The following is a 15,174-nucleotide window of genomic DNA, read 5'->3' as shown; positions in this document are numbered from 1 at the left end:
TTATATCGATGCGGACTATCGTTATTCCACAACTTACTATTCTTCCTGTTTACGCAAATCCCCTGTGGGAGCGAGCCTGCTCGCGATGGCGGTGTTTCAGTCACATTGATATTGAATGTGCCAACGCTATCGCGAGCAGGCTCGCTCCTACAGGGGATCTGCTGTGTCAGGAGTGCGGTGGGTTGATTTACTGCACAGGCAAGAAATTCAAGAACAGCAAGCTCTGCGCGTAGTTCAGACCGATCCGCCGGTAGCGCTCGTCCAGCATCTGCGTCAGCAGGTCCAGCCGCGCGACGATCTTGCCGAACTCCACGGCAAAACTGAGGTTGCTGCCCTCCTCCGAAATTTCGTTGGAGAACAGCAAGGGCTCACCGTTTTTGTTTTGCCGCTGGCTCAGGATCCAGGTGGCTTTCTCGATGTTGCGTGCAGCGTTGTTGACGAAGGTCGGGTTGATCGCATCGGTCATGTAGAACTCGAGGCGATTGCCGTGGGCCGTGACCAACATGCTGCCGATGGCGTAGATGAAGGCGCCGACCCGGTCGCCGAGAAACTCCGGACTCATGGCATAACTCAGCGCCGCCAGGTCTTTCTTGCCCCCGAGGGTGGGCAGCGGCTGTTGTTGTTCGATGGCCAGGCGCACTTGCTTGCCTGCGGTGCGGGCGTCGAGGAAGCCGGATTTTTTCAACTCGTCCGGGTTGCGCAGGTAGAGCTTGCTCATCAGCAAGTAGAGGCTGTCGAGGTTGTCGCGCATCGCCAGGGTCGCCATGCGGTCGACGCTGGTCTGGAGGAATTCCTGGGGGCTGCCCTCGCGGAACTGGCTGACGAAGTCGCTGCCCTGTTGCTGGCTGCAACCGCTGGCGAAGAGCATCGACAGGCTGGCCAGCAGCAGGCATTGGCGACGGATTGATGAAGTGAAACAGGGTAAAACTCGAGCCATGGGTGCTTGAACTTGGGCATTGGCCGGCGGAGGGGATCGCCGCAGGCTGGCCAAGGATAGAGCCGCCAAAGCTGAAAAAGTGCAGTGCCGATGGTCCGTAAACCTTGGCGTCCAGAACGACTACTATCACATTAGTCATACTTTTTAATTGCAACGCGTTGCACATAGGCTATAAATCCTTCCTTGATCGCCTGTTAAATCGATCATTAGTATGACTACATACCAAAAACAACAAGAAGGAAGGTCAACCATGCTGCAATCCCGACACCTGCTCTCCGGCCTCGGACTGTCCCTGATGATCGCCACCCTCACCGCTCAAGCGGCTGGCCTGTCCAGCGAACACAAAGTCTTCGGCAAGACCAACGACGGCACCCCCGTCGAGCAATACGTCTTGCGCAACAGCCATGGCCTGCAAGCCACGGTCATCACCTACGGCGGCATCTTGCAGTCGCTGAAAGTACCGGACAAAAACGGCAAGCTCGACGATGTGGTGTTGGGTTTCGACGATGTGCAGGGCTATCAGAGCGGCACCGCGTACTTTGGCGCGACCATCGGGCGTTTCGGAAATCGCCTGGCCAACGGCGCGTTCGAACTGGATGGCAAACGCTATCAAGTGCCGCTTAATGACGGCTCCAACTCGCTGCACGGCGGCCCGCAAGGGTTTGACAAACACGTGTGGAAAGCCCAGCCGAGCAAAGGCAAGGATTCGGTGGGCGTAACCCTGACATATCTGTCGGCGGACGGTGAAATGGGCTTCCCCGGCAACCTCAAAACCGAGGTCACCTACAGCCTCACCGAGAACAATGAGTTGCGCATCGACTACAAGGCCAGCACCGATAAACCGACCGTGCTGAACCTGACCAACCACAGCTACTTCAACCTCGCCGGCGCCGGCAACGGGGATGTGCTGAAACAGCTCGTCACCCTGCATTCGACCCACTACACGCCGGTCACCGCCAAGCTGATTCCGACCGGCGAACTGGCTCCGGTCGCCGGTACGCCGATGGACTTCACGCAGCCCACCGCCATTGGTAAAAACATCAAGGCCGATCACCCGCAACTGAAATTCGCCGAGCCCAAACAAGGCGGTTTCGATTTCAACTGGGTCCTGGACGCCAAGGGTGACGTTGGCAAACTGGCCGCCGATGTCAGTGATCCGCAATCGGGGCGCCGCTTGCAGCTCTACACCAGCGAACCCGGCGTGCAGTTCTACACCAGCAACTTCCTCGATGGCACGGTCAAGGGCAAGGGTGGCAAGGTTTATCCGCATTGGGGCGCGTTCACGCTGGAGACTCAGCACTATCCCGACTCGCCAAACCAGCCGAACTTCCCGTCCACGCGACTCGACCCGGGTAAAACCTATACCCAGAGCACCGTGCTGAAGTTTTCGGCTAACTAAACCTCCGGCATCACTCGATGCAGCTTCCGAGCCTGCCCCACCTGTGGGAGCGGGCTTGTGTGGCGCGGGGATTTATCCCCGTTGGGCTGCGAAGCGGCCCCTATATTCCTTCAGACGTAAAGCGCTTGCTGGTTTAACGACTGCTTCGCAGCCGAACGGGGATAAATCCCCTCGCCACAGGGCAGCTACACATCTACGGAACCACCGGGCTATTCTGCTGCCAACCAGAGAGCACTTATCGATTGGAAAAAGGAGGTTTTCATGCGGACCCTCGAATTGGCCGGCGTCAACGTACCGGTCATCGGCCAAGGCACCTGGCGCATGGGCGAAGATCCCTCGCAATACAGCAAGGAAGTCGCCGCGCTGCGTCTGGGCATCGAGTTGGGCATGACCCTGATCGACACCGCCGAGATGTATGCCGAAGGCGGCGCCGAGGAAGTGGTGGGTGAAGCCATCGCCGGTCTGCGCGACAAGGTCTTTCTGGTCAGCAAGGTCTACCCGCACAACGCCAGCCGCAAAGGCATCCCCCAGGCCTGCGAACGCAGCCTGCGCCGTCTGAATACCGACTACATCGATTTATACCTGCTGCACTGGCGCGGCCAGTATCCGCTCGCGGAAACTGTCGAAGCCTTCGAACGCCTGCGTGAAGAAGGCAAGATCGGCCGTTGGGGCGTGTCCAACTTCGACATAGACGATCTGCAGGAATTGAACTCGCCGGCCTGCGCCACCAACCAGGTGCTGTACAACCTGGAAGAGCGCGGCATCGAATTTGACCTGTTGCCCTGGTGCCAACAGCATCGGCAGCCGTTGATGGCATACTGTCCTATCGGTCAGGGAGGAACGATGCTGGCTCATACGGCGCTCAAGCAGATCGCCACCCATCACGCCGTGACGCCGGCTCAAGTAGCACTGGCATGGATTCTGCGACAAAGAGACGTGATCGCCATCCCCAAGGCGGTCAGACCTGAACATGTGCAACTGAATGCGCAGGCCGCGCAATTGCGGCTCGAAGACGAGGACCTGAAGGCGCTGGACCACGCGTTTCACGCGCCACAACGCAAGCACCGGTTGGCCATGGTCTAAGCCATCGCGGTACTGTCAGAGGGCTTCTGCATGAGAAGCACTGATCAGCTCGACGACTTCAATTTGCCACGCTTTGTGCAAGCGCAAGACCCGGTGTTCGAGTGGGTCCAGGAAGAGTTGAAAGCCGGCCGCAAGCGCCGGCACTGGATGTGGTTCGTCTTTCCGCAATTCGCCGGACTGGGCGGTAGCGAGATGTCCCGACATTATGCAATCCGTTCCCGCGAAGAAGCCGCGGCCTACCTTGAACATCCAAAGCTGGGCGCCCGCCTGCGAACCTGCACGCAATTGGTCCTGGACAGCAAACAGCGCACGATTACCGAGATTTTCGGACATCCCGACAACCTCAAGTTTCACTCGTCGATGACCCTGTTCGCCCAGATCGCCCCCAAAGGCAGCGTGTTCCATAAGGCACTGGATCAGTATTTCCACGGCATACGGGATGACTGGACGCTGCAGCTGCTGGACTCAAAACAGGCCCAGTTGCCCACCAATCAAGGTTGAGAAGTCGTCGTCCACGAAGGGCAGAATTGCATCCGCCACCGGCTGCAATTGCCGGGTGACGTAATGGTCGTAGTCGATGGGCGCGCTGCGAATCTCCAGCGGCTCGGGCCCGGCGACGCTGATCACGTAGCTGATCCAGCCGCCGTTCTGGTATTGCCGGGGGCGGCCCTGCTGATCGTTGTAGTCATCGGCGATCCGCGCTGCGCGAACGTGGGGCGGCACGTTACGCTCATAGTCGTCCAGGGTACGGCGCAGGCGCTTGCGATAGATCAGGCGGTCGTCGAACTCGCCGGCCAGGGTTTTGCGCACGTAGTCGCGCACATAATCCTGATACGGCTGACGATGGAAAATCCGCGAGTACAGCTCCTGCTGGAATTGCCGGGCCAACGGAGACCAGTCGGTGCGCACGGTTTCCAGGCCCTTGTAGACCATTTCGTCAGTGCCATCGGCGCGGGTGACCAGCCCTGCGTAACGCTTCTTGCTGCCCTCCTCGGCGCCGCGAATGGTCGGCATCAGAAAGCGTTTGTAGTGGGTCTCGAACTGCAATTCCAGGGCACTTTCCAACCCGTATTCCTGCCGCACATGCTCACGCCACCACTGGTTGACGTGGTCCACCAGCGCGCGGCCAATCTGCGCCGCTTCTTCCTGGCCGTGGGCACGACGGAGCCAGACGAAGGTCGAGTCGGTGTCGCCGTAAATCACCGTGTGCCCCTGGGCTTCAATCAACTGCCGGGTACGCAGCATGATCTCGTGGCCACGCAAGGTGATGGACGACGCCAGTCGCGTGTCGAAGAAGCGGCAGCCGCTGGAACCGAGCACGCCATAGAAGGCGTTCATGATGATCTTCAGCGCTTGCGACAGCGGCGCGTTGTGTTCGCGCTTGGCGGTCTCGCGGCCTTCGGCCACCCGGGCGACGATCGATGGCAGGCAGTGCCGGGTCCTGGAAAAACGCGCGCCACGGAAACCCGGTACGGACTCGCTGTCATCGGGATGCTGCAAGCCTTCGATCAGCCCGACCGGGTCGATCAGGAAGGTGCGGATGATCGACGGATAGAGGCTTTTGTAGTCGAGCACCAGCACCGACTCGTACAGACCCGGTTGCGAGTCCATGACGAAGCCACCGGGGCTGGCCTGCGCAGGCTTGTTCCCTAGATTCGGCGCCACGAATCCCTGGCGGTGCATCAGCGGCATGTACAGGTGCGTGAACGCCGCCACCGAACCGCCGCTGCGGTCCGCCGGCAAACCGGTGACACTGGCGCGTTCCAGCAGGAACGTCAGCAATTCGGTCTTGGCGAAAATCCGCGTTACCAGCTCGCAGTCCTTGAGGTTGTACGTGGCGAGTGCCGGTTTGTCCTCGGCGAACATGCGATTGATTTCGTCCATGCGCTGATACGGCGTGCTGATCGCCTTGCCCTCGCCGAGCAGGGTTTGCGCGACGTTTTCCAGGCTGAACGAGGGGAAGCTCCAGGTCGCCGAGCGCAGGGACTCGATGCCGTCGATGATCAACCGGCCGGCGGCCGAGGCGAAGTAATGGTTGCGACTGCCGTGCTCGCGCCACTGCATTTCTTCACCGCCACGCCCCAGTTTCAGCGGGACGCCCAGCTGTCGGGCGTGCTGGTGCAGCACCCGCAAGTCGAACTGCACGACATTCCAGCCGATGATCGCGTCGGGGTCATGGCGGGCGAACCACTCGTTGAGCTTTTTGAGCAGCACGGTTCGCGAGTCGCAGTAGTCGAGCTGGAAATCCACCGCGCTGTCGTCGCCATTCGGCGGGCCAAGCATGTAGACCTGGCGCTCGCCGCAGCCTTCCAGGGCGATGGAATACAACTCGCCCTGAGCGGTGGTTTCGATGTCCAGGGACACCAGCCGGAGGTTGGGCCGGTAGTCGGGAGCCGGTTTCATCTGTGCGTCGAGCAGCAGACCGTCGTCGCCTGGCGTGCCGCCGAACAGGACAGGTGCGGTGATGAAGCGCTCCATCATGTAGCGTTCCGGCGGGCGCACGTCGGCCTCGAACATCTCGACGCCGGCTTTGCGCAGCGCGGTTTCCAGGCGCATCAACTGACCGTGTTGCTGGCAATACAGGCCGAGTACCGGGCGGTGCTCGAAGTCCTGAAGGGCCAATGGCTTTAGCTCGACATTTTTTTCGCCGCGCAAAACGGCTTCGGCCTGCTCGCGCTGGACAGCCGGGATGAACGCCACCGACGGTTGATGAGGCAGACGGATACGCTGGGGACCGGTGTCCGTCGCCAGCCAGAACTCGACGTGCGTACCGGCCGGGGTGTCGCGCCAATGCCGGGTCAGGACGAAACCCTGCTGTAAATCCACCACTGCAACCTCAAGATTTGATTCAGGCGGCAATTCTACGCGTCATTGCGGGGGATAGCCCCCTCTGCGAGGTGGACGCAAGCCCGCTCCCACAGGATTGAGTTCAGCCCATGGATTAGCGATAAACTTCCGGTTTACCGAAGAAAAACCGCCAAATGACGTTTTTTGCGCGTTATCTGCCGCTTTCTGCCTTGCCCTCTGCGCTCGGGTCTACGATTCTTCAAGAACAACGACAACACCTGAGAAGCCATCATGAAAACCGTCGCCCAACTGCTCAAGTTGAAAGATCAGAAAAATCAGGAAGTGCACCAGATCAAACCCGATCACATGGTGCTGGAAGCCCTGATGAAGATGGCCGAAAAGAACGTCGGCGCCTTGCTGGTGGTGGAGAATGACGAAGTGCTGGGCATCATCAGCGAGCGGGACTACGCGCGCAAACTGGTGCTGCATGGCCGTTCTTCGGTGGGCACGCCGGTTCGCGACATCATGGTGTCGCCGGTGATCACCGTGGACACCCATCAAACCGTCGATACCTGCCTGGGCATCATGTCCGACAGACGCCTGCGCCACCTGCCAGTGGTGGAAAACGGCAAGTTGATCGGCTTGCTGTCAATCGGCGACCTGGTCAAGGAAGCCATCGCCGAACAGGCTGAATTGATTCGCCAGTTGGAGCAGTACATTCGCGGCGAGTGATTCCAACACACCACATATCCCTGTGGGAGCGAACTGTGGCGAGGGGATTTATCCCCGTTCGGCTGCGAAGCAGTCGTAAAACCTATGCAAGTGGTTTACCTGAATGACGGCGGCTGCAGGTTTTGGGGCCGCTTCGCGACCCAACGGGGATAAATCCCCTCTCCACAGGTCGCTCCCACATTGGGTTGGTGGTGTTTTCAGGTTGGCCAGTGGCGGGCGAAGACGGGGGCCAGCGTGGGATGGCGGTCGATGCGTGTCAGCCAGGCATAAAAACCGGGTCGGGCATTGCGCAGATGCTCGCGACTGCCCGCCCACCGCGTCACTACCGCCGCCAGCACATCCAGTGCGCCCGGCGTCTCGTCGTCCAGGTACAACTCGCCCGAGAACTGATCGGCAAACACCTCCCAACTCCAGTGCAACCGTCGACGGGCGCCGGTCATGAGGTTTTCCATGGCCGATTGATTCGCCTCGATCAGCCAGCGCTCGGGGTAATCGATGATGCCGATGGCCGCGTAGCAATTGCTGACGATGAACGCGAGGCCGCGGATGGCCTGATCCCGCTCGGCGGGGGTTTTCGACAGCAGGTTCGACTCGGGAAACGCCAGCGCCAGATGAATCAGGATCGCCGCGCTCTCGGTGAGAATGCTGCCGTCGGGCAGTTGCAAGGTGGGAATCTGCTTGAGCGGGTTGAGTTTCTCCAGGGCTTTGGCGGCCTCTGCAGACGACTCGACGTCGATGAAGCGATAAGGGATTTCACAGAGCTCGAGGGCGGCTTCTATCGCGGCGGCGCCGGAGTTCTGGTGTCCGTAGAGCTGATACATAAGCACCCCCCTTCAAGATTGTCTCGTTGTAGCATCTGATACTGACCATGCTGGAAAATTTCTTTTTATACCACTGCATCCAAATCGCTTTCCGATGGGTAGTACCTGTAGCAGCCCTGAGGCTGCCGAGCAGATTACTCATTTACGGAGCGCTATTCATGAACGCCAGACAGCTGATTTGCCTTGCCGGTTTGTTCGTCGCAGGTTCCATGGCCTACGCCCAGCCAGGCGTGCCCGACAGCATCAAGGTCCCGGACGGGCACAAGGTCGCCCTCGAAACCACCGGTGTCGGCGAGATTACTTACGAATGCAAGATCAATCCTGCCGGCCAGACCGAATGGTTGTTTGTCGGTCCCAAAGCGGTACTCAATGATCGCAGCGGCAAACAGATCGGCACCTATTTCGGGCCGCCAGCTACCTGGCAGGCGAAAGATGGCTCGAAAGTCACCGGCACCCAGTTGGCTGTCGCGCCTTCGAGTCCGGGCAACCTGCCCTACCAACTGGTCAAGGCTAATCCGGCTGAAGGCAAAGGTGCGATGACCGGCGTCAGCTACATCCAGCGCGTCGCCCTCAAAGGTGGCGTGGCCCCGAGCACTGAATGTTCGACCGCCAACAAGGGCAAGCAAGAAGTGGTGAAGTACCAGGCGGATTACATTTTCTGGGCGGCCAACTGAAACAAGGCCTGCGGGAAATTGGTCTACGCTGCTCAGCACTGGCCCCGGTCCTGTGGCCCGGGGCTGCGACCCATTATTGACGGCTGAATACAGTGTCCTTGCCCGAAACTCTTTTCGATTACGAAGCCCACATCGCCGCCTGCGCCCGCGGTGAACGTCAGGCCCTGCGTGATTTGTATGTGCAGGAGAGTCAGCGCCTGCTGGGCGTTGCCAAACGCCTGGTGCGTGACACTGCGCTGGCGGAAGACATCGTCCACGACGCCTTCATCAAGATATGGAATGGCGCCGCGCAGTTCGATCCGGCGCGAGGCTCGGCACGGGGCTGGATGTTCAGTTTGACGCGGCATCTGGCACTGAACTTCATCCGTGACAACAGCCGCGAGATTCAAAGCGATTTCGATGAGGTGGAGGACACCGCAACACTCGATGCTGAGGCTCATTCGGGGCGCATTTATCACTGCCTGGAACAACTGGACCCTGCAAGGCGCGTCTGTATCCTGCATGCCTACGTCGACGGGTACTCTCACGCTGAAATCTCACACAAACTCGGCACCCCGCTGGGCACCGTCAAAGCCTGGATCAAGCGGAGCCTGACGGCATTGCGGGAGTGCATGGGATGATCAGCAAACCAACGAATGAAACCCCGGAAGAACTCGATGAACTGGCCAGCGAATATGTGTTGGGCACACTGTCGGCAGAGCTTCGCACTCAGGTCCGGCAGCGCCTGCGCGACGAACCTGAGCTAAGGGCCGCCGTGGATGCCTGGGAACGTCGACTGCTCGGCCTGACCGATCTGGCCGCGCCTCACCCGCCGTCACCCCACCTTTGGCAGCGTATCGAGCGCAGCGTGAATAACGTGAATCGGCCGACTTCGCCTGTCGCGGCTCAGTCTTCATCCTGGTGGAATCTGTTGCCGCTCTGGCGCGGGCTCGCCGGTGCAGGTCTGGCTGCCACGTTGCTGCTCGGCGCATTGATGCTGACGCAGACCACCGTCAAGCCGACCTACCTGGTGGTGTTGGTCGGCCCCCAGGACAAGGCACCGGGCTGGGTGATCCAGGCCAGCAACCCGCGGGAAATCCAGCTGATTCCGCTGGGCATCGTCGAGGTCCCGGCCGACAAGGCGCTGGAGTTCTGGACCAAGGCCGATGGCTGGCAAGGACCGGTGTCACTGGGGTTGGTCAAACCGGGACAGACGCTGTCCATCCCGCTCGACAAATTGCCGCCGCTGCAACCCAACCAACTGTTCGAACTGACTCTGGAAAACCCGCAGGGCTCACCGATCGGCAAGCCCACCGGACCGATCCAGTTCATCGGACGGGCAGTGAAAGTCATCTGACCGCGATCAGGCGAGCGCCGCGATCAACTCCGCCGTCGTGACAATCGAGTGGGCATAGGTCGGCCCGTTGATCTCATGGGCGGCGTGCATGGCCTCGGTACTGAAAGCGGCAGTGGCGTCGCGCACCAGCGTCACGTGATAGCCCAGTTCAGCGGCGAATCTGGCGGTGCTTTCGATGCACGTATTGGCGAGCATTCCTACCACCACGACCTTGTCGATCCCGTGTTGTTTGAGCAGGTAATCCAGATCGGTGTTGGCGAAACCACTGCCGCCCCAGTGTTCCTTGACGAGCACGTCACCGGCCGCGGGCTGAAAGTCCGGGTGCCACTCTCCGCCCCAGGTTCCGAGCGCAAACACTTGCGCACGGCTGGCACCTTGTTGATAGGGGCTCGGGTGTTTCCAGCGCGCCAGTTCATCTGGTTCGGCGCGGTGATGCGGAACGTAGAAAACCTGGATGCCGGCCTTGCGAGCGGCCGCCACCACGTTCTTCAGGTTGGCCAGCGTACCGACGCTGTCAGCCACAGGTTGAGCGCGGCCGTGGAGCTTGCCGCCTTCGCTGAGGAAGTCGTTGTAAGGATCCACCAGCAGCAGGCCGGTGTGGGCTGGAACGTAGGCACTGGCATTCATGATTGACTCCTCAAGGGCAAGGGCACGCGCCAGCTATCCAGTGTAGAAGCGCCGCTCAATCCAATCGCGACCATCCGACGACTGAACCATCACGCCCACGAGGGGGTATCGCGCGACCTATCATTGCCGTCGATGTTCACCATCACCTCAATGAAGTTCTCATAAAAAATCCGCGGCGTAAGATCGGCTCCATACCAAACAACTACACCCCGGAGCACACCATCATGAAACGCCAAATCCTTCTCAGCATCGCTTTCTCGGTTTTCGCAGTTAACGCTTTCGCCGCTTCTTCTGCTCACCCGGTTGTCGCTGAAGGCGGCTCGGATCGTCTGATTGAAAGCCGTGTGGCTGAAGGTGGTTCCGACCGCCTGATCGAAAACCGCGTCGCTGAAGGTGGTTCGGATCGTCTGATCGAGAATCGCGTTGCTGAAGGTGGCTCGGATCGTCTGATCGAGAATCGCGTCGCTGAAGGTGGTTCCGACCGTCTGATCGAAAACCGCGTTGCTGAAGGTGGTTCCGACCGTCTGATCGAAAACCGCGTTGCTGAAGGTGGTTCCGACCGTCTGATCGAAAACCGCGTTGCTGAAGGTGGCTCTGACCGCCTGATCGAAAGCCGCGCTGCATAAATGATTGGTTTCACCGCAGTACTCGACGAAAAACCCGGCCTTATCAGCCGGGTTTTTTTACGCCTGTTTTTTGCGACCGATCACTTGCCCACCCGCGTCATGCATCGCTGATAACGCTCATCGACCCGCTTGGCAAACCACGCTGTCGTGAGTTTGCGGGTGATTTTCGGGCTTTGCAGCACGATTCCCGGCAACACCGCCCTAGGTAACCGGCGACCTTGCGCCTTCTCGGCCAGGTCGAACACCCGCGAATAGAGCTGGGTATCTTCGAACTGGAGGTTTTTGCCCTCCTCCAATTGATCCCGAATGGTCGTGTTGCGCATGCCCAGTTGTTTGCCCAACGTACGCACTGCCAACTCCGTAGTGCCCGGCATGATCGCGTCGTAACGCACCAGGTCCCCATCCAGCGCCAAAGGGATACCTGTTGCACGACTCACCGCGTTCTGAAACGCCGCATTGCGGCTGGCGTACCAGCCGGCATTGAAATCGGCGAAGCGATACAGCGGTTGCTTGTAGCTCACGGGGTACCCGAGCAAGTGAGCAATGCCGAAGTACATGCCGCCGCGACGGCTGAACACTTCACGACGGATCGAGCCGTCCACCGGATACGGATAATCCCGCGCCTGCTGCTCGGCAAAATCGATGCTGACCTGCATCGGCCCACCGGTGTGCACCGGGTTGAGCCCTGCAAACAAGGTTCGCCCCATGGGCACAATGCCGATGAAGTCATCGAAAATCGCGCTGAGCTCTTTTTCGCTGCGCGCCGCATTCAACCGGTCGCTGTAGCTTTTACCGTTGGATGAACTGACCTGCAGTGCACCGCTGACCAGCAGGCTGGGGATATGCACTTTGGCGGCACGACGGTCGATCTCTTCGCGGGCAATCTTGCCCAGGCCCGGCACGGGTGGGTCGACCTGAAAGGTCGATTCTTGCTCGGTGACCGCGAGTACCGAACACAGGTTTTGCGTGGACGGATAGATGTTCTGCGCGGCGAAAGCAGCGTAGATGTCCGTGGCCCAGCCTTGGCGGTCGACGGTTTTCGCCGGCAGCAGGCGCACGATCTCGGCCTTGACCTCGGCGGGTTTTCGGGCCGGCAACTCCTGAGTGCGCTGGGTGCCGCAACCGGCCAGCACCAGCAATGCAGCGACGCTCATGATCAATCGATTGGCTTGCATGGTGCTCCATCAACGCTGCTGAACCGGGTTAACCATACGATCAAAGGCATGGCGCAGGCTATGACTCCTGCCGCAACGCCCCGTTCCCCTTGCCCGGCATCTCCCCGCCACTTCACGGTTGCGGGGCCTTTTTCCGTTGGGCGGCCGGCCTTTTCATATGCCCGTGCTAGACCATACTGGAGCCACACACCGAGGAGGACAGGCTCATGAACCGTAGTGACGTACTGATCGTCGGCGCTGGCCCGACCGGGCTGGTACTGGCGCTGTGGCTGAGCAAACTGGGAATTCGGGTACGGATTATCGACAAGACGTCGGCCCCCGGCACCACGTCGCGGGCGCTGGCGGTCCAGGCGCGGACGCTGGAGCTTTATCGCCAGCTCGACCTCAGCAATGCCGTGGTACAGAAAGGTCATCGAGTGGACGCGGCGAATTTCTGGGTCAAGGGCGAGCCCGTGGCGCGCCTGCCATTGACCGGTATCGGCGAGGGGCTGACGCCTTACGCGTTTCTCGAGATGTTCCCTCAGGACGAACACGAACAGTTGCTGATTGAACGCCTCGAAGGGTTCGGCATCAAGGTCGAGCGCAACACCGAACTGGAAAATTTTGAAGAAACCGGCGATGGCATCAGCGCAAGGCTGCGTTTGCCCGATGGCCAGCAGGAAATCTGCCAGGCGTGTTATCTGGCGGGATGCGACGGCGCCCGGTCGATCGTGCGCAAAACCCTGGACACCGGTTTTCCCGGCGGCACCTACCAGCAGATTTTCTACGTGGCCGACGTCCAGGCTCGCGGGCCGACGTTCAACGGTGAACTGCACCTGGACCTGGATGAAGCGGACTTTCTCGCGGTGTTTCCGTTAGCCGGTGAAGGCCGCGCCCGCTTGATCGGCACCGTGCGCGACGAGCGCGCCGACCGTGCTGAGACCCTGCAATTTGAGGACGTCAGCAGCCGGGCCATCGAGCATATGAAGGTGCAGATTGATCAGGTGAACTGGTTCTCGACTTATCGGGTGCATCACCGCGTGGCGGATCACTTTCGCAACGGTCGCGCCTTTCTATTGGGCGACGCGGCCCACGTCCACAGCCCGGCGGGTGGCCAGGGCATGAACACCGGGATCGGCGATGCCATCAACCTGGCCTGGAAACTCGCGGCCGTCTTAAGCGGCGGCGCCACGGCCACGCTGCTCGACTCCTACGAAACCGAACGCATCGCTTTTGCCCGAAAACTGGTGGCCACCACCGACCGGGTGTTCACCTTCGTCACCGCCGAAGGGCGCCTGGCCGATTTGCTGCGCACCCGCCTGGCGCCGTTCCTGATCCCGAAAATGGCCTCATTCGAGACCTCCCGCGAGTTTCTGTTTCGCACCGTGTCGCAGATCACCCTGAACTATCGTGGGACAGCCTTGAGCACGGGTGTCTCCGGCCATGTTCATGGCGGCGATCGCCTGCCCTGGGCGCACGACGGTGAGGGGGACAATTTCGAATCATTGAAGTGCCTGACCTGGCAAGTGCATGTGTATGGCGACACCAGCGACGAAATGATCGCCTGGTGCCACGAGCATCACGTGCCGTTGCACGTGTTCGACTGGCGGCCGGCGTTTGAAGCAGCGGGGTTGGGGCGTAACGGGTTTTACCTGCTGCGGCCGGATACGTATGTGGCGATTGCCGACAACTCGGCCGATCCCAAGGTGATTGAGCGCTACTTCAAGGAGCACGGAATCCGGCCGTTTATTGGCAGCCCCTGAAGACACCCAAAATCCCTGTGGGAGCGGGCTTTTGTGGCGAGGGGGCTTGCCCCCGTTGGGTCGCGAAGCGGCCCCAATATCTGAGCTCGGGCCAAATTTGACACACCGCGCTTTCAGGTTATGGGACTGCTACGCAGTCCAACGGGGGCAAGCCCCCTCGCCACAAAGGCCCGCTCCCACAGGGATGAGTGCTAGCCGTTAGATCCCGGCCAGCGCCAGGTCCATCGCGAAGTAGGTGAAGATCAGGTCCGCCCCCGCACGCTTGATCGCCCCAAGGCTTTCACGCACCACGCGATCCTCATCAATCGCCCCGGCCTGTGCGGCGAACTTGATCATCGCGTACTCGCCGCTGACCTGATACGCCGACAGCGGCAAACGCGAAACTTCGCGAATGTCGCGGATGATGTCCAGGTACGCGCCGGCCGGCTTGACCATCAACGCATCGGCGCCTTCCTGCTCGTCCATCAGCGACTCGCGCACCGCTTCGCGGCGGTTCATCGGGTTCATCTGGTAGCTTTTGCGGTCGCCTTTGAGCGCGCTGCCGCCGGCTTCGCGGAACGGGCCGTAAAGCGCGGACGCGAACTTGGTCGAATAGGCCATGATCGCAGTCTGGGTGAAACCGGCTGCGTCGAGTGCCCGGCGAATGGCCTGGACCTGCCCGTCCATGGCCGCTGACGGAGCAATCACATCAGCCCCCGCCCGGGCTGCCGCCACGGCTTGTTTGCCGAGGTTGATCAGGGTCTGGTCGTTGTCGACTTCGTGGTTGTGCATCACGCCACAATGGCCGTGATCGGTGTATTCGCAAAAGCAGGTGTCGGACATCACGATCATCTCCGGCACCGAATCCTTGGCAATACGGGACATGCGCGACACCAGGCCGTTGTCGTTCCAGGTATCACTGCCGCTGCTGTCCAGATGATGGGACACGCCGAACGTCATCACCGACTTGATCCCGGCGCGGGCGTAGCGTTCGATCTCGCCAGCCAGTTTCGACTCCGGAATGCGCATCACGCCCGGCATGCTCTTGATCGGCACGAAATCATCGATTTCTTCCTCGACGAAAATCGGCAGCACCAGGTCGTTCAGGCTGAACTCGGTTTCCTGGAACAAGCTGCGCAGGCTCGCATTGCGGCGCAAACGGCGTGGACGTGCTTCGGGGAACTGGCTGGACATGAGGGGTTCCTGAAAAACCGAGGGCAAGACGAAAGTCGTAGGGGGCGAAGCTTATGCCCTGC

15 protein-coding genes are annotated in these 15,174 nt (G+C 60.4%); 9 read left to right on the top strand and 6 right to left on the bottom strand.

What is annotated here, in order from left to right; translation table 11 throughout:
* Window positions 1-187 precede the first annotated feature (187 nt).
* On the bottom strand, window positions 188-937 hold the full coding sequence (locus DJ564_RS11580) for a hypothetical protein (protein ID WP_109629218.1): 750 nt from the start codon (window positions 935-937) through the stop codon (window positions 188-190).
* 250 nt (window positions 938-1,187) lie between these two features.
* Here DJ564_RS11580 and DJ564_RS11575 point away from each other — a divergent pair, with 250 nt between their 5' ends.
* From DJ564_RS11575 to DJ564_RS11565, 3 genes are all read left to right on the top strand, one after another.
* The gene (locus DJ564_RS11575; protein ID WP_109629216.1) at window positions 1,188-2,336 is read left to right on the top strand and encodes an aldose epimerase family protein; all 1,149 of its coding nucleotides are present in this window, start codon (window positions 1,188-1,190) and stop codon (window positions 2,334-2,336) included.
* A gap of 261 nt (window positions 2,337-2,597) precedes the next feature.
* Complete coding sequence (locus DJ564_RS11570; RefSeq protein ID WP_109629214.1) at window positions 2,598-3,419, top strand: aldo/keto reductase; 822 nt, start codon at window positions 2,598-2,600, stop codon at window positions 3,417-3,419.
* A 30-nt stretch (window positions 3,420-3,449) separates the two neighbouring features.
* On the top strand, window positions 3,450-3,920 hold the full coding sequence (locus DJ564_RS11565; RefSeq protein WP_109629212.1) for a DUF1810 domain-containing protein: 471 nt from the start codon (window positions 3,450-3,452) through the stop codon (window positions 3,918-3,920).
* Here DJ564_RS11565 and DJ564_RS11560 read toward each other — a convergent pair.
* Window positions 3,885-6,245 carry a DNA polymerase II gene (locus DJ564_RS11560; RefSeq protein WP_162556197.1) on the bottom strand — a complete coding sequence of 787 codons (2,361 nt, stop codon included), beginning with the start codon at window positions 6,243-6,245 and terminating at the stop codon, window positions 3,885-3,887. The genes DJ564_RS11565 and DJ564_RS11560 overlap by 36 nt on opposite strands.
* 252 nt (window positions 6,246-6,497) lie before the next feature.
* Between DJ564_RS11560 and DJ564_RS11555 the strand changes: the two genes are divergently transcribed.
* Window positions 6,498-6,938, top strand: coding sequence for a CBS domain-containing protein (locus DJ564_RS11555; protein WP_007944798.1), 441 nt, complete (start codon window positions 6,498-6,500; stop codon window positions 6,936-6,938).
* Between the two features lie 197 nt (window positions 6,939-7,135).
* Here DJ564_RS11555 and DJ564_RS11550 read toward each other — a convergent pair whose 3' ends face one another.
* The gene (locus tag DJ564_RS11550) at window positions 7,136-7,759 is read right to left on the bottom strand and encodes a glutathione S-transferase (protein WP_109629209.1); all 624 of its coding nucleotides are present in this window, start codon (window positions 7,757-7,759) and stop codon (window positions 7,136-7,138) included.
* Window positions 7,760-7,917: 158 nt separating this feature from the next.
* Between DJ564_RS11550 and DJ564_RS11545 the strand changes: the two genes are divergently transcribed.
* The 3 genes from DJ564_RS11545 to DJ564_RS11535 all read left to right on the top strand — a co-directional run bounded on the left by DJ564_RS11545 (window position 7,918) and on the right by DJ564_RS11535 (window position 9,769).
* Entirely contained in the window at window positions 7,918-8,433 is a 516-nt protein-coding gene (locus DJ564_RS11545; RefSeq protein WP_109629207.1) for a DUF3455 domain-containing protein, read from the top strand.
* Between the two features lie 98 nt (window positions 8,434-8,531).
* Window positions 8,532-9,053: a sigma-70 family RNA polymerase sigma factor gene (locus tag DJ564_RS11540; RefSeq protein ID WP_371922062.1), complete on the top strand. Its 522-nt coding sequence runs from the start codon at window positions 8,532-8,534 to the stop codon at window positions 9,051-9,053.
* Complete coding sequence (locus DJ564_RS11535) at window positions 9,050-9,769, top strand: anti-sigma factor domain-containing protein (protein ID WP_109629203.1); 720 nt, start codon at window positions 9,050-9,052, stop codon at window positions 9,767-9,769. The genes DJ564_RS11540 and DJ564_RS11535 overlap by 4 nt, the downstream gene beginning before the upstream one ends.
* A gap of 6 nt (window positions 9,770-9,775) precedes the next feature.
* On the opposite strand, the gene DJ564_RS11530 is transcribed toward DJ564_RS11535, so the two are convergent.
* A complete protein-coding gene (locus DJ564_RS11530; RefSeq protein ID WP_109629202.1) occupies window positions 9,776-10,396 on the bottom strand; it encodes an isochorismatase family cysteine hydrolase in 621 nt (206 codons plus the stop codon).
* Window positions 10,397-10,620: 224 nt separating this feature from the next.
* On the opposite strand from DJ564_RS11530, the gene DJ564_RS11525 reads away from it, so the two are divergent.
* Complete coding sequence (locus DJ564_RS11525) at window positions 10,621-11,022, top strand: hypothetical protein (protein ID WP_083377053.1); 402 nt, start codon at window positions 10,621-10,623, stop codon at window positions 11,020-11,022.
* A gap of 80 nt (window positions 11,023-11,102) precedes the next feature.
* Here the strand turns inward: DJ564_RS11525 and DJ564_RS11520 are convergent, their stop codons facing one another.
* Window positions 11,103-12,197, bottom strand: coding sequence for a DUF1615 domain-containing protein (locus DJ564_RS11520; protein WP_109629200.1), 1,095 nt, complete (start codon window positions 12,195-12,197; stop codon window positions 11,103-11,105).
* Window positions 12,198-12,403: 206 nt separating this feature from the next.
* Here DJ564_RS11520 and DJ564_RS11515 point away from each other — a divergent pair, with 206 nt between their 5' ends.
* A complete protein-coding gene (locus DJ564_RS11515) occupies window positions 12,404-13,939 on the top strand; it encodes an FAD-dependent oxidoreductase (protein ID WP_109629198.1) in 1,536 nt (511 codons plus the stop codon).
* A gap of 198 nt (window positions 13,940-14,137) precedes the next feature.
* On the opposite strand, the gene hemB is transcribed toward DJ564_RS11515, so the two are convergent.
* Window positions 14,138-15,112: a porphobilinogen synthase gene (hemB, locus tag DJ564_RS11505; protein WP_109629196.1), complete on the bottom strand. Its 975-nt coding sequence runs from the start codon at window positions 15,110-15,112 to the stop codon at window positions 14,138-14,140.
* Window positions 15,113-15,174 lie beyond the last annotated feature (62 nt).

It is taken from the genome of Pseudomonas sp. 31-12, assembly GCF_003151075.1.
In the GTDB taxonomy this organism is placed as follows: Bacteria; Pseudomonadota; Gammaproteobacteria; order Pseudomonadales; family Pseudomonadaceae; genus Aquipseudomonas.
Note: the sequence above shows the minus strand (reverse complement) of the source record. Positions and strands in the feature narration are given on the sequence as shown.

Excerpts from the sequence above, each read along its gene's own strand:
- DJ564_RS11580 (WP_109629218.1), bottom strand. The coding sequence starts at position 937 with ATGGCTCGAGTTTTACCCTGTTTCACTTCATCAATCCGTCGCCAATGC.
- DJ564_RS11575 (WP_109629216.1), top strand. The coding sequence starts at position 1,188 with ATGCTGCAATCCCGACACCTGCTCTCCGGCCTCGGACTGTCCCTGATG.
- DJ564_RS11570 (WP_109629214.1), top strand. The coding sequence starts at position 2,598 with ATGCGGACCCTCGAATTGGCCGGCGTCAACGTACCGGTCATCGGCCAA.
- DJ564_RS11565 (WP_109629212.1), top strand. The coding sequence starts at position 3,450 with ATGAGAAGCACTGATCAGCTCGACGACTTCAATTTGCCACGCTTTGTG.
- DJ564_RS11555 (WP_007944798.1), top strand. The coding sequence starts at position 6,498 with ATGAAAACCGTCGCCCAACTGCTCAAGTTGAAAGATCAGAAAAATCAG.
- DJ564_RS11550 (WP_109629209.1), bottom strand. The coding sequence starts at position 7,759 with ATGTATCAGCTCTACGGACACCAGAACTCCGGCGCCGCCGCGATAGAA.
- DJ564_RS11545 (WP_109629207.1), top strand. The coding sequence starts at position 7,918 with ATGAACGCCAGACAGCTGATTTGCCTTGCCGGTTTGTTCGTCGCAGGT.
- DJ564_RS11535 (WP_109629203.1), top strand. The coding sequence starts at position 9,050 with ATGATCAGCAAACCAACGAATGAAACCCCGGAAGAACTCGATGAACTG.
- DJ564_RS11530 (WP_109629202.1), bottom strand. The coding sequence starts at position 10,396 with ATGAATGCCAGTGCCTACGTTCCAGCCCACACCGGCCTGCTGCTGGTG.
- DJ564_RS11525 (WP_083377053.1), top strand. The coding sequence starts at position 10,621 with ATGAAACGCCAAATCCTTCTCAGCATCGCTTTCTCGGTTTTCGCAGTT.
- DJ564_RS11520 (WP_109629200.1), bottom strand. The coding sequence starts at position 12,197 with ATGCAAGCCAATCGATTGATCATGAGCGTCGCTGCATTGCTGGTGCTG.
- DJ564_RS11515 (WP_109629198.1), top strand. The coding sequence starts at position 12,404 with ATGAACCGTAGTGACGTACTGATCGTCGGCGCTGGCCCGACCGGGCTG.
- hemB (WP_109629196.1), bottom strand. The coding sequence starts at position 15,112 with ATGTCCAGCCAGTTCCCCGAAGCACGTCCACGCCGTTTGCGCCGCAAT.